Source organism: Maribacter sp. HS, assembly GCF_048059195.1.
GTDB classification, from domain to species: Bacteria; Bacteroidota; Bacteroidia; order Flavobacteriales; family Flavobacteriaceae; genus Maribacter; species Maribacter dokdonensis.
Genome location: NZ_JAYLVV010000002.1, coordinates 1,029,864 through 1,045,068 on the forward strand (window position 1 = coordinate 1,029,864; position 15,205 = coordinate 1,045,068).

A 15,205-nucleotide genomic window follows, 5' to 3' on the forward strand; every position below is an offset into this window, starting at 1 on the left:
CTTTTATCTAATTACGTACAGATAACCGGTTAATATTTTTTGCTCTCCCCTTGCAGTATAGTATATATCATAATAATAGGTACCAGAAGGTAGTTTCTCATTTCTGTTAATGGTGATTCTACCGTCAGACAGACCACTAAAAGCATTGGGGCCATTTTCATAACCTTCTACTTCCCATACCAAAACACCATATCTATTATAGATTTTAACCGAATTTTCTGGAAACCTCTCAATATTGATAATCTCAAAGCTACCATTCATAGAATCTCCCGGTTTTACAAGATCTAGTTCTATATAGATGTCACAATTACTTCCAGATGGTGGTGTACCCCCTAAAGAATCACAAGGATCTAAAGGATCGGTACCATCCATAGTTTCTTGCCCATCCATGATACCGTCTCCATCCGTATCCGGATTATTAGGGTCAGTACCTAAAGTCAGTTCTTCATCATTTGATAAACCATCGTTATCAGTATCATTATTAAGTGGTTCATTATCAAAAATAATCAAGACCTCACCTTTACCTATATTTCCTGCAATATCTTCAGCAGTAATCAACAAAGTCAATTCGGGATTGACTATAGGGAAAATTCCATTTTCTGCTTGATCCGTTTCTGTATGAATTTCCCAAATACCATTGATATCAGTATTGATTACATACTGTAATAACAAGCCTGTATCACCAACCTCAACCGTAATATTTAATATCTCATTCGGACTCCCTAAACCAAGTAAAATGGGGTATGTGTCCATTGTTTCAAAACTATCGACCAAAGGTGGATCTATATCAATGGTATACGGATGTTGTACTGACGATGAACCTGTATTGCCATCTAAAGTTATCGTGGTGACCGTACCTAGAATACTTAAATCATTGTCCTCCACTAAATCCGAACCAGCAACCGAGATATTAAAAAACCCGTTTGCATCTACAGGACCAGTATAATTGGTATTATGAATGGTCAAGGTTACTAGATCACCTTCAGAAAAATCACCTGTAACCCTTCCCGTTACATTAATCTGACCTTGAGATTCATTTTCGTTGACAATGTTATCTAAGGTTATGTCATCTATTGTAATTACCGGAAGCACTATAATTGTTTCTTGACAATCTACTACACCATTACCATTGCTATCGGTTTGATCAAATACCACAGTAACCATACTTGTATCGTTAATAAAGCAAGGCAGTATGGAGGCTACGGTATATGTAAATGTGTTGTTACCATTATCGGTCCACGAACCACCAGTATCAGGAGATCCGCTTAATTGAGCAAATAGGGCTGTATTGGTAATCGTATCACCTTCGCAAATATTCAAAGTTCCATCACCTCCTGCATATGGTTGTGCTTGCTCTACAACGGTTACGATACTTTCATCATCTATTGTACAGGGTGATGTCGCTGCTACGGTATACGTATGCGTGCCATTGCCGTTGTCGGTCCAAGTTCCACCGGTATCGGGCGAACCGGTCAGTTGCGCGAACAGATCTGCTTTGGTGAATGTTGCGCCTTCGCAAATATTCAATGTTCCGTCGATTCCAGCATTTGGTTGTGCTTGTTCTACAACGGTTACGATACTTTCATCGTCTACAGTACATGGAGCAGTCGCTGACACTGTATACGTATGTGTACCATCGCCATTGTCCGTCCACGTTCCACCTGTATCTGGATTGCCTGTAAGCTGACCAAATAGATCATCATTGTCAAAAGTTGCTCCTTGACAGATATTCAATGTTCCATCGCCTCCGGCATTTGGTTGTGCTTGTTCTACAACGGTTACGATACTTTCATCATCTACTGCACATGGAGCAGTCGCTGCTACGGTATACGTATGCGTGCCGTCACCATTGTCCGTCCACGTTCCGCCGGTATCTGGATTACCTGTAAGCTGACCAAATAGATCATCATTGTCAAAAGTTGCTCCCTGACAGATATTCAATGTTCCATCGATTCCTGCATTTGGTTGCGCTTGCTCTACAACGGTTACGATACTTTCATCGTCTACTGCACATGGAGCAGTCGCTGCTACTGTATACGTATGTGTGCCATCGCCATTGTCCGTCCACGTTCCACCGGTATCGGGTGAACCCGTTAATTGGGCAAACAGATCTGCATTCGTGAATGTTTCTCCTTCGCAAATATTCAATGTTCCATCGATTCCTGCATTTGGCTGTGCCTGCTCGGTTACGGTTACGATGCTTTCATCATCAGTTGTACAAGGTGATGTTGCTGCCACAGTATACGTATGAGTACCATCGCCATTGTCAGTCCATGTTCCACCGGTATCGGGTGAACCAGTTAATTGTGCGAACAAGTCTGCATTGGTGAATGTTTCGCCTTCGCAAATATTCAATGTTCCATCGATTCCGGCATTTGGTTGAGCTTGCTCTACAACGGTTACGATACTTTCATCATCTACTGTACAAGGTGATGTTGCTGCTATTGTATACGTGTGAGTTCCGTCGCCATTGTCCGTCCACGTTCCACCGGTATCGGGTGAACCCGTTAATTGGGCAAACAGATCTGCATTCGTGAATGTTTCTCCTTCGCAAATATTCAATGTCCCGTCAATGCCTGCATTCGGTTGTACTTGCTCTACAACGGTTACGATACTTTCGTCATCAACCGTACATGGAGCAGTTGCTGACACTGTGTACGTATGCGTGCCATCGTTATTGTCAACCCACGTTCCTCCAGTATCCGGTGAACCGGTCAGTTGTGCGAACAAATCTGCATTCGTGAATGTTTCGCCTTGGCAAATATTCAATATCCCATCGATTCCGGCATTTGGTTGGGCCTGCTCGGTTACGGTTACAATACTTTCATCGTCTACTGTACAAGGTGATGTTGCTGCTACGGTATACGTATGCGTGCCATTACCGTTGTCGACCCATGTTCCGCCCGTATCCGGGGAACCGGTCAGTTGTGCGAAAAGATCTGCATTGGTGAATGTTGCGCCTTCGCAAATATTCAATGTTCCATCGCCTCCGGCATTTGGTTGTGCCTGCTCGGTTACGGTTACGGTGCTTTCGTCATCTACTGTACATGGAGCTGTCGCTGCTACGGTATACGTATGTGTTCCATTGCCATTATCGACCCATGTTCCGCCCGTATCCGGGGAACCGGTCAGTTGCGCGAACAAGTCTGCATTCGTGAATGTTTCGCCTTCACAAATATTCAATGTTCCGTCGATTCCAGCATTTGGTTGTGCTTGTTCTACAACGGTTACGATACTTTCATCGTCTACAGTACATGGAGCAGTCGCTGACACTGTATACGTATGTGTACCATCGCCATTGTCCGTCCACGTTCCACCTGTATCTGGATTGCCTGTAAGCTGACCAAATAGATCATCATTGTCAAAAGTTGCTCCTTGACAGATATTCAATGTTCCATCGCCTCCGGCATTTGGTTGTGCTTGTTCTACAACGGTTACGATACTTTCATCATCTACTGCACATGGAGCAGTCGCTGCTACGGTATACGTATGCGTGCCGTCACCATTGTCCGTCCACGTTCCGCCGGTATCTGGATTACCTGTAAGCTGACCAAATAGATCATCATTGTCAAAAGTTGCTCCCTGACAGATATTCAATGTTCCATCGATTCCTGCATTTGGTTGCGCTTGCTCTACAACGGTTACGATACTTTCATCGTCTACTGCACATGGAGCAGTCGCTGCTACTGTATACGTATGTGTGCCATCGCCATTGTCCGTCCACGTTCCACCGGTATCGGGTGAACCCGTTAATTGGGCAAACAGATCTGCATTCGTGAATGTTTCTCCTTCGCAAATATTCAATGTTCCATCGATTCCTGCATTTGGCTGTGCCTGCTCGGTTACGGTTACGATGCTTTCATCATCAGTTGTACAAGGTGATGTTGCTGCCACAGTATACGTATGAGTACCATCGCCATTGTCAGTCCATGTTCCACCGGTATCGGGTGAACCAGTTAATTGTGCGAACAAGTCTGCATTGGTGAATGTTTCGCCTTCGCAAATATTCAATGTTCCATCGATTCCTGCATTTGGCTGTGCCTGCTCGGTTACGGTTACGATGCTTTCGTCATCAACCGTACATGGAGCTGTCGCTGCTACTGTGTACGTATGCGTGCCATCGTTATTGTCGACCCATGTTCCACCGGTATCCGGGGAACCGGTCAACTGTGCGAACAAGTCTGCATTAGTGAATGTTGCGCCTTCGCAAATGTTCAATGTTCCATCACCTCCGGCATTTGGTTGAGCTTGCTCTACAACGATTACGATACTTTCATCATCTACTGTACAAGGTGATGTTGCTGCTACGGTATACGTATGCGTGCCATTGCCGTTGTCGGTCCAAGTTCCACCTGTATCCGGGGAACCGGTCAACTGTGCGAACAGATCAGCATTCGTGAATGTTACGCCTTCACAAATGTTCAATGTACCATCGATTCCTGCATTTGGTTGTGCTTGTTCTACAACGGTTACGATACTTTCATCATCGGCTGTACATGGAGCAATTGCCGACACTGTATACGTATGCGTGCCATTGCCATTATCGACCCATGTTCCGCCGGTATCCGGGGAACCGGTCAATTGTGCGAACAAGTCTGCATTGGTGAATGTACCGCCTTGGCAAATATTCAATGTTCCATCGCCTCCGGCATTTGGTTGCGCTTGTTCGGATACGGTTACAATGCTTTCATCATCTACTGTACATGGAGCTGTCGCTGCTACCGTGTACGTATGCGTGCCATTGCCATTGTCGGTCCACGTTCCACCGGTATTCGGGGAACCCGTTAATTGGGCGAACAGATCTGCATTCGTGAATGATGATCCCTGACAAATATTCAATGTTCCATCACTTCCTGCATTTGGTTGTGCCTGCTCGGTTACGGTTACGATACTTTCGTCATCCGTTGTACATGGTGCTATTGCAGCAACTGTGTAGGTATGCGTGCCGTCGTTATTGTCGACCCATGTTCCACCGGTATCCGGGGAACCGGTCAACTGTGCGAACAGATCAGCATTTGTGAATGTTGCGCCTTCACATATATTCAATGTTCCATCGATTCCTGCATTTGGCTGTGCCTGCTCGGTTACGGTTACGATACTTTCATCATCGGCTGTACATGGAGCTGTCGCTGATACTGTATACGTATGCGTACCATCGTTATTGTCGACCCATGTTCCACCGGTATCGGGTGAACCTGTCAATTGGGCGAACAGATCTGCATTCGTGAATGTTTCGCCTTGGCAAATGTTCAATGTTCCGTCACTTCCTGCATTTGGTTGAGCTTGCTCTACAACGGTTACGATACTTTCATCATCGGTTGTACAAGGTGATGTTGCCGACACCGTATATGTATGAGTACCATCGCTATTGTCTGTCCATATTCCGCCAGTATCCGGGGAACCGGTCAACTGTGCGAACAGATCAGCATTTGTGAATGTTGCGCCTTCACATATATTCAATGTTCCATCGATTCCTGCATTTGGCTGTGCCTGCTCGGTTACGGTTACGATACTTTCATCATCGGCTGTACATGGAGCTGTCGCTGATACTGTATACGTATGCGTACCATCGTTATTGTCGACCCATGTTCCACCGGTATCGGGTGAACCTGTCAATTGGGCGAACAGATCTGCATTCGTGAATGTTTCGCCTTGGCAAATGTTCAATGTTCCATCACCTCCGGCATTTGGTTGTGCCTGCTCTACAACGGTTACGATACTTTCATCATCTATTGTACAGGGAGCAGTTGCAGCTACAGTATAAGTATGCGTACCATCGTTATTGTCGACCCATGTTCCACCGGTATCGGGTGAACCTGTCAGTTGCGTGAACAAGTCCGCATTCGAAAATGATGCTCCCTGACAAATGTTCAATGTTCCATCGCCTCCGGCATTTGGTTGAGCTTGCTCTACAACGGTTACGATACTTTCATCATCTACTGTACAAGGTGATGTTGCTGCTATTGTATACGTGTGAGATCCGTCGCCATTGTCCGTCCACGTTCCACCGATATCTGGATTACCTGTAAGCCGACCAAATAGATCATCATTGTCAAAAGTTGCTCCTTCACAAATATTCAATGTTCCGTCACCTCCGGCATTTGGTGGGTCATGCTCAATTACTGTTACAATACTAATAACATTAACCGTACAAGGTGCAACAGCAGTTAAAGTATAGGTAAATGTATCATCAAAATTATTAGTCCAGGTTCCACCTGTATCCGGAGCACCTGTTAAAGACGCAAAAAGATCTGCATTCTCAAAAGAATCCCCTAAACAAATATTCAGGATCCCGTCGACACCAGCATTTGGACAAGTATACACTGTAATATTAACTGTCGCGTATTGTGTATAACCCCTTGCATCTGTTATTCCGTAAATAAATGAGTCGGCACCTATAAAGTCCGTACTTGGTGTATAAGAGAAGTAATCATCTTGAGGGTCGGTAGCTGAACCGTTTTCGTTTAAGGAAACACTACCATTGGTGGGGGTACTGACAATAAATATAGCTCCTGAATTAGGGCCATTACCTCCAAAATCATCATTATTAGTTACTAAAATATCAATTGAATTATTCTTTTCTACCGTAGCGGTATCATTTAAAGGAACAGGAAAAAAACTATCTGTAGTATCATTAAGTAAATTACCATCTGTATCATCACCATCATCTGAAATATCATCTGTATCATCTGGACCGTATGGACTATCGGCAAAAACACTTACCTGATTGATTACTCCACCTTCATTAATTTCATTTGTAGTCAATACATGGCCAGCAGTATAAGTCGCCACTTCATTTGGCAAAAGAGTTCCTTCTAAAGAACCCATTGTAGAGGATAAGAAATTTGGCGGGGTACTTAATGCTATACTATTTCCACTAGCATCTTTAAAAGTATCGGTTACATCAACATTCGTAACTTTTACGTTACCGGTATTTTCAATTTTTATAGTGTAATCCACTGAATCTCCAGCTTCTACAGGAGAACTAAAGTTATTTATTACAGTTTTGGTAACTTCAATCTCAGGTTCTGCAATAATTAAGTTAGATATCACAAATTCTACATCTTCTTGAAAAAGTGAAAGTAACCCTGATACAGAAACATCCATATTTATAGATTTTACTGCTTCATCCATTCTCATGGTTCCTCCCCCTGTACCATAAAATGAATTATCACCACACTCGCCCCCATTAAAGCTCAAAAGAGCATCGGCATCTATTGTAAATTCTGTATTTGTGAATTGAAAAATATCACCATTATTACCAATATTGGTCCATGTTCCGTTGGTAGATTCAAATACACCTGTATTTGTGCCTGTTATAAATCCCAGAGGTAGAAGACCATATGTACCCACTTTATCAACATTTAAAAACGGGTTAGTAATAAACACCTCATCACCGGTTATCACATCAAAAAAATGAAATGCTATTGTTCCTGTAAATAATGGATTGACGGAAACACCTAAGGAAGTTTCCCCAAAAACCACAGGATCGGGATTACCATAAGTGTTATCAGATATACACCCCATAGTCTCATTCCCTGTAATTGAAACTCCCCCCGTAATTCTACATTCAACTCTTACAAGTCCATCTGAACTTATAGATTCCCATGTACTTGAGGAAGGTTTTTGGGTCCAATTGGTAGTTTTCTGAGCATAAGAAATACCATTTACCAACATTAATAAGAAAAAGACGAAGAGCCCTTTCGCTAAATATTTAGGAATAAAAAAAGCTGTAATAAGTTTGGTCATTGGCTAAAATAATCCATCCATATTTTTCAAGTTTGAATGGATATTAGTTCGTACGTAAACTAAAGGTAACAGTAGCCTAGTGCCCTATAAATAAATTGTTGTCAACACACCGAAAGTAAAGGTATACCAAGAGATAGCTGTGGCTTGCAAATGGCATTCTTCCCTATTTTTATACTTTACAGAACTTGTAGTAAAAAGATTACAGTTGTTTGAATTTGCAATTTAGCATAAGAAAATTGATCGGTTTAATAAAAAACCTATAACTCAATTCCGGTTAAATCTATATGCACATTAAAGTAATTCTTAGTTGAAGCAATCCCATTTAATAATCAACTTTTCACTTCAATAGACTTGCAAAATTAAAGGTGGCATTTAAAAGGTTGTCCCTACTCTGCTCCATAGCCTGATTTAAAGTAGAAATGCCTCTTACAATCGATGCCACATAATTTAACCCGAATTTTTGTTGTTGTGCAACGCTAATACTTACCGAGCCACAGAGTGCGGCAACGGGTATATTCTTAGATTTGGCAGATTTTACTACCCCATCTATGGTCTTGCCAGAAAGCGTTTGCTCATCTAACTGACCTTCGCCGGTAATGATCCAATCTGCACCATTAATGGCATTGTCAAAATCTGCCAATTCTTTTACCAAATTATTCCCAGAAATTAATTCTCCGTTCAGAAAAACAAGGGCGCCACCACCAACACCACCTGCTGCACCGGAGCCACTTACTTTGTGTAAATCGATTTCATAGCGATTCTTAATAATTTCTGCAAAGTTGCACAAACCCTGATTTAGAAATATAATCTCATTTTCAGAAGCACCTTTTTGTGCCCCATAAATATAAGCAGCACCTTGCAGCCCATAAAAAGGATTGGTGACATCACATGCGACTTTCACTTTTACCCCATCTAACCTATGATGCTTGTTGGAATCATCTATAGTTTTCACCTTTGAAAGATGTTTTCCTATTGGGGATAACTCCAGTCCTTTTTCATCCAAAAACCGAAAACCCAACGCATTTGCCATGCCCATACCACCGTCATTGGTAGCACTGCCGCCAATACCTAAAATAATTTCTGTTGCTCCTTTTTCAAGCGCATCATAAATTAATTCGCCTGTTCCAGATGTTGTTGTTTCCATGCAGTCAAACTCATCTACGTTCAACAATTTTAATCCTGATGCTTCAGCCATCTCTATGTAGGCTATCTTTGTTTCATCAGAATATAAATAAGAAGCATTTATAGGTCTAAAAAGAGGATCGTTTACAGTAATGGTTACCGTTTCTCCTTTTATATAATGTTTAGCGACTTCCATGGTACCATCACCACCATCTGCTAAAGGCTTTTTTAAAATTTCGGCATCATTGAACACCATTAGGAGTCCTTCCTCTACGGCATCACAAAATTCGAATCCGGTTAGTGAGCCTTTAAACTTATCTGGTGCTATTACAAATTTCATTGCTATAAGATTAATTCAAAATATTTGGTAATGCAACACTAAAAGCAACTATTGCTACAAAGTATGCCAACAATATTACCACTTCTTTTTTACCGGAATAATATTCAACCTTTAACCCTTCATTTACCCTTCTTTTAACCGTGTAGCTAACCCCAAGCGCAACCAATACAGTAACTATACACCCCAGTGCATTCCACCAGAACCAAAAGATCTGAGGCACATATAGCCATAGGTAAACATTGAACAATACCCCAACGACTATACCTATATTGGCACCAAGAGCATGAGTTTTCTTGGTAAGTATTGCCAAAATAAAAGCTGCCAAAATTGGACCATAGAAAACTGAACTGATTTTATTGATGACTTCTATGACCGTGCCTTCTATATTGCCTGCAAAAAATGCAAAAAACAAACAGACCAGACCCCAAAAAATAGACAGTAACTTTGAATAGGTCATGTATTTTTTATCTGGCATATTAGGGTTGAATCTTTTTACGAAGTCTTCCATAGTTACGGCAGATAAGGAGTTTACCGTAGAACTCAAGGTAGACATAGCTGCTGACATGATAGCTACGATCAAAATACCGATTACCCCATTTGGCAAATACTTAATTATAAAGACCGGCACCATTAAATCTGCCTTTTTTCCTTGTAATGAAGTTATATTGGCTTGGTACACGGTTTCCATCTGTTCTTGAAAACTAACATCTTGCAACAGCAACGTACCCAACACAAGCCCCATAATGCAATAGGTCAATGTAAACGGAAAACGCAATAATCCGTTTGCCATCATCAGTTTTTTAAGGTTAGACATGCTACTTGAAGATAACAACCGTTGCGATTGGGTTTGATCAGTACCGTAATAAGAAGCGTACAAAAAGAATCCACCAATGACCATGGGCCAAAATCCAAATTCATCATTACCATCTGCATTGTTAAAACCCCATTTGTTAAAATCTACCGCTGTAATTCTATCAGTATCTACATGGGTAAGAAAATTATCTATTCCACCAAGCTCACTAAAACCAAAGTACAAGCATATAATAATGCCAATAAAAAGGATACTCATTTGAATGACATCGCCCCATATCACCGCTTTCATACCACCTTGAAAAGAGTAGACCATGGTAATGAGTCCGATAATTAAAATGGAAATCCAAAAATCCAATCCAATAGTGGCCTGTAAAATCAAGGCCATAGTATATACCATAACCCCTGTAGCTACAGACCTGCTTATTTGAAAAACGAAACTTATTAATAAACGCGATGAAGAATCAAATCTTTTCTCTAAATATTCATATACGCTAACAATACCTGATTTATACAGTGTTGGTAATACTGCAATAAGCAAAAATGCCATTGCCAATGGTACACCAAACTCATACGTTAGCCACTGCATACCCCCACCATCTTTTAAACCGACGAAAGCAGGTGCCGAGATAAAACTTATGGCAGACAGTTGGGTTGCCATTGCCGATAAGCTTAATGGTAGCCATGATGTTTTACGACCACCCAAAAAGTAATCGCCACCAGAGTTGTTTTCCTTGAACATGAAGCCCAAACCTAAAAACCCTGCTAAATAAACAACAATAATGATATAGTCAACGTAGTTCATACCTTAGTTTCTATTTTTTTTGATTAAAAAGCCAACCATAACAATACCGAATATGTAGAATACAATTAAAAAGTAATCAATATAATTCATAACACATCAGTTTTAATCGGTATTCACCATATCAATATATAAAGCGGCGCTCCAAGAGAAATTATTACCGCCGTATCCCGTCTGATTTTTATCTCCGGTATCTCGTCTACAGTCAAAATACTCGTAAAAACCGTACTGCTGGATCAGTTCTAAACTGTCTATTTTAATCCGCTCTGCTAGATCTGTGTAACCGTTACTTCTTAGCCCACGAAAGAGCATCCAGTTCATATTGATCCACACAGGACCTCTCCAATATTTTCTAGGATTAAAACGATCATCAGTAGGATCAAACGATGCACATAGGTATTTGTCTTCTCCACCGAACTTCTCCATCATTGTTTTCACTAAAACCTGCGCTCTTTCCTCTGATGGAATATGTGCGAACAAAGGTGAAAAAGACGATGAGGTAATGTGACGAATAGGTTCTTCGTTTCTTAAATCATAATGTACATATGCCCCTAATGCCGCATCGAACAACTTATCATTGAAACTTTTAATACTTTTTGATTGCCATTGAGACAGTGTTGCAATTTTATGTTCATGACCCCCGATCAATTCATATAATTCAATTAACGCCTGATTAGATTTTATAAGCATTGCATTGAACAATGGATCTTGAACCAAAAAGGGGGATAACTCGGCAATTTTAGCATCATCATAATTGTGCTGTTTGGCAATATCGATAAGGTGCAGATAATGATCATACTCCCTTTTAGTAGGGCGCTGGGACACATCTACATGCGTAGTATCTTTTCTAACAAATGTATATTCCGGCGGATTCATCGTTTTCCAGATATCATCCCATACGGGGGAGTTGTCCGTACCAGATTCCCAGTTGTGATAAATGTAGACCAACCCTTCATCTTTTGGGTCTCTATTTTCGTAGAAATACACGTGATTGTCAAAAACCTTATCGATCTCTTCTTTGATAAAGTGCAACATATCATCCTTATCTTCTGCAATACCATACATTTCTTGCAACACAAAACCAGAAACCGGTGGTTGTGTCATACCGGTAGACCTATATTTTTTTGATGATAAAGGATGTAATTCAGATTGATGAAAATCTGCCCCAGGGAAATAGGAATCATTCTCCGTATGAAAAACAATATGTGGTATAAATCCGTTTTCCCACTGTGCATCAAGCAAGGTTCTCATTTCGGTTTTGGCTTTTTCTACGTCATAATGAGCAAAACCGATAGCTATAAAACCTGAATCCCACTTCCATTGAAAAGGATACAGCCCTGCACTAGGTATTGTAAATCCGCCTTCTTGAAAATTTGCATCCAAGATCGCAATAGCCTTCTTATATAATTCTTTCTTCATATTATCTTGTAAATCACCTTGGGACTAGCCCACTAGGCTTTGAATTAAAAACACAATTATTATGTTGACGCAAGCGTCAGAGCAAATAAATCTCGATTATCGAGTAAAAAACACATTGGCAACTCCTATTATCGCCAATGTGCTCATCAATTAAACTAACAACACAAATTTTTTAGAAATTGAAAGTAGCCGTTACAAACAATCTTCTAGGTAAAATTGGTCTACCTACAAAGAATTGTGATTCTGTTTGACCTGCTGAACCTGCTCTTGGATTCCCTTCCGTAATTCCGTCACTATCAAATAAATTAAAGACCGATACCCCCAAACGAACCGAATTATTGTTATCCTCTTTTGAGAATGTGTAACCGGCACCTAATCTACCAATGGTTATGGCATCTAATTCTATATTATTGGTATCATCGGTGAATTTTGACCCTGTGTAGTTGAAACCGAAATTGGCATCGAAAACGGCATTGTCATAATACAGTCCCAATCCACCCAACAAGTTTGGCTGTCTAGCCAATTCATTACCAACGTTAGCTTCTGTAGATGTACCGTTTACCAAATCAAAATCGGTATTTTTTGTAATCTCATGGTTTTGGTAAGTTGCATTACCACGTAGATTTAGATATTGTGCAAGGCTATAATCCCAAGTTGCCTCTATACCTATGGTTCTTGTGTTTTGCTCAGCTCTTGTTTCATCTATTAATTGACCACCAACAATTGCCTGCCTAATGGAAATACGATCTTTAAGACCTACGTAATACCCTGCCACCGAACCAGAGAATTTTTGGTTTCCGAATTTGGCACCAGCTTCAAACTGAATAATGTTCTCAGCATCGTACGGACTTTCAGAAATACCTGCTACCGGAGCAAAACCTCTTAGTTGAGGAAAAAAGTATCCTTTAGAAAAGTTTGCGTATAGATTGGTAGTTTCGGTTAACTCATAAAGACCTGCAAGTGATAGCGCCCAAGCATTTGCATTTACTTCTGTTCTTAAGAACGTACCATCTGCAGTCTGCACATCACTTAACTCAGCTGTAAGTTCCGGATCAGCATAAACCGTTTCGCTCATAATACCACCACGGCTATTGATACCATCTGTATGTTCCCATCTAAAACCAACATCAAAACGCCATCTATCTAAAATCATCTCATCGGTAACATATAATGCTAATCTATTTTGAGAAAGAAAGTTATTGGCAGTTTGACCAATACGGTTATATAAACCGCCTTGAGAATACACTACATTATTTCCACTGGCATCGGTATAATTTAAGTTTACCAATTGAGGGTTATTATTGAACTCTGTCAACACTCTATATTGATAATTTACATCTTCTGCCTCAGTACGGGCTATATAAGAACCTATGGTTATGTTATGGTTACCACCATTTGCTGTTTCAATAGATTTAGTAAGGTTGATCTCACCAGAATAATCTGTCATTGGACGTAAACGATCCACATGCAAATTATCTATTACCAAGTCGTTACCGTTAATTTGAGCACCTGACCCACTTTGGTAAGCAGCAGTATATCCTAAATTATCAGGAGCGATACTTTCTACATAATTATCTAATGTTATCGGGTTTCCGTTTGTTCCATTTCCTCCTACATACAAGGCAAAGTTGTGCTTGTAATTTGCATATTTAATTTTGGAGGTCAATTTAAGGTCGTCTTCAAATCTGTAATTGAAATCACCCATAAGGTAACCACCAGAAGTAGCAACACCATCTGAAATAGGACTATTATAGGTTCCACCTGGTGTGTTGAACGAGGTATTTGCCAAATCACCGGATAACAATTGCTCAACCGGGTCACCATCATTACCGTTTATACGTTCTCTACTACCACCACTTAATGGAATTGGAAGGTAAAATTGAGCTTTGTCGTCAATAAACTGTCCGCTTAAGGTAAAAGAACCATTATCGAATTTCTTTTTAATATTACCTCTAAACTGAACACCTTTTGTTGGTAGACCTACATCAATAGGACCTCTATCATGACGAACAAAACCAGTAAAAGCGTAATACGTGTTAGAATCTTCACCACCTAGTTGACCACCGGAATAGAAGTCCGTTTTTATTCTACCTTGGTTGGCCACTTCAATATTAATAATGTTACCAGGGTTTGTATCGCCCGTTTTACTTGTGTAGTTAATAATACCGGCAACAGAACCTGCACCATATAATACAGCTGCACCACCACGAACAAATTCAACACCTTTAAAACCTATATCTGGTCTTGCATAGACATCATGCGCAGAAGAATTTAGTCCGAAAGAACTAATTAAAGGCATACCGTCATATTGTAGCGGGTTAAAAACATATTGACCACCGGAAGGCAAACCTCTAACGAATATATTACTCGCCGTTTCACCACCACCACCTTCAGCGGTAATACCTGGGACACTTCTAAGAATATCTGCCTGACTGTTGGCAGATAGCTTAGTTATTTCTTTCATTTTTACAGAACTGATAGATAAAGGAGCCTGTTTTTGAGAACGAAATGTACTTGATGCGGTTAAAACTACCTCATCTAATAACTGACCACCTTCTTGAAGCACGACATTTACCGTTTGTGTAGTACCATTTAAGGTCAAAGATTTATCTACCGAAGTAAAACCGATATATGATATACGTAATATTTGTTCACCTGTAAGGTCTGTTGAAAAAGAAAAATTACCATCAAAATCTGATGTTGTACCCGAAGTGCTACCTACTATTAAAATATTTGCACCGGGAATAGGGTCTCCTAAATTGTCCGTTACGGTTCCAGAAATATCAGTCTGTGCAAAGGAGCTTGCACTGATAAGAAGTCCGATTACCGCAAAAATAATTTTCTTCATAATGTTTAAGTTTTTTTAAGTTGAGTCGATTTAAATTATCAAATCGTTGATTATGAAGCCAAATTATATGAATATAGCATTGTATTAACCAAAAATTAACGAATTACCAATGCAA

At 40.4% G+C, this 15,205-nt stretch carries 5 protein-coding genes; all 5 read right to left on the reverse strand.

All coding sequences use genetic code 11. The features are described 5' to 3' along the window. Positions 1–3 precede the first annotated feature (3 nt). The 5 genes from VBZ51_RS04515 to VBZ51_RS04535 all read right to left on the reverse strand — a co-directional run bounded on the left by VBZ51_RS04515 (position 4) and on the right by VBZ51_RS04535 (position 15,090). Positions 4–7,749: a gliding motility-associated C-terminal domain-containing protein gene (locus tag VBZ51_RS04515; protein WP_416576193.1), complete on the reverse strand. Its 7,746-nt coding sequence runs from the start codon at positions 7,747–7,749 to the stop codon at positions 4–6. Between the two features lie 337 nt (positions 7,750–8,086). Beyond that, entirely contained in the window at positions 8,087–9,211 is a 1,125-nt protein-coding gene (locus VBZ51_RS04520) for a glycerate kinase (RefSeq protein WP_416576194.1), read from the reverse strand. A gap of 10 nt (positions 9,212–9,221) precedes the next feature. Continuing rightward, positions 9,222–10,826, reverse strand: coding sequence for a sodium:solute symporter (locus VBZ51_RS04525; RefSeq protein WP_416576195.1), 1,605 nt, complete (start codon positions 10,824–10,826; stop codon positions 9,222–9,224). Between the two features lie 102 nt (positions 10,827–10,928). After that, positions 10,929–12,242: an MGH1-like glycoside hydrolase domain-containing protein gene (locus tag VBZ51_RS04530; protein WP_416576196.1), complete on the reverse strand. Its 1,314-nt coding sequence runs from the start codon at positions 12,240–12,242 to the stop codon at positions 10,929–10,931. A gap of 172 nt (positions 12,243–12,414) precedes the next feature. Continuing rightward, positions 12,415–15,090, reverse strand: coding sequence for a TonB-dependent receptor domain-containing protein (locus VBZ51_RS04535; RefSeq protein ID WP_416576197.1), 2,676 nt, complete (start codon positions 15,088–15,090; stop codon positions 12,415–12,417). Positions 15,091–15,205: the final 115 nt, after the last annotated feature.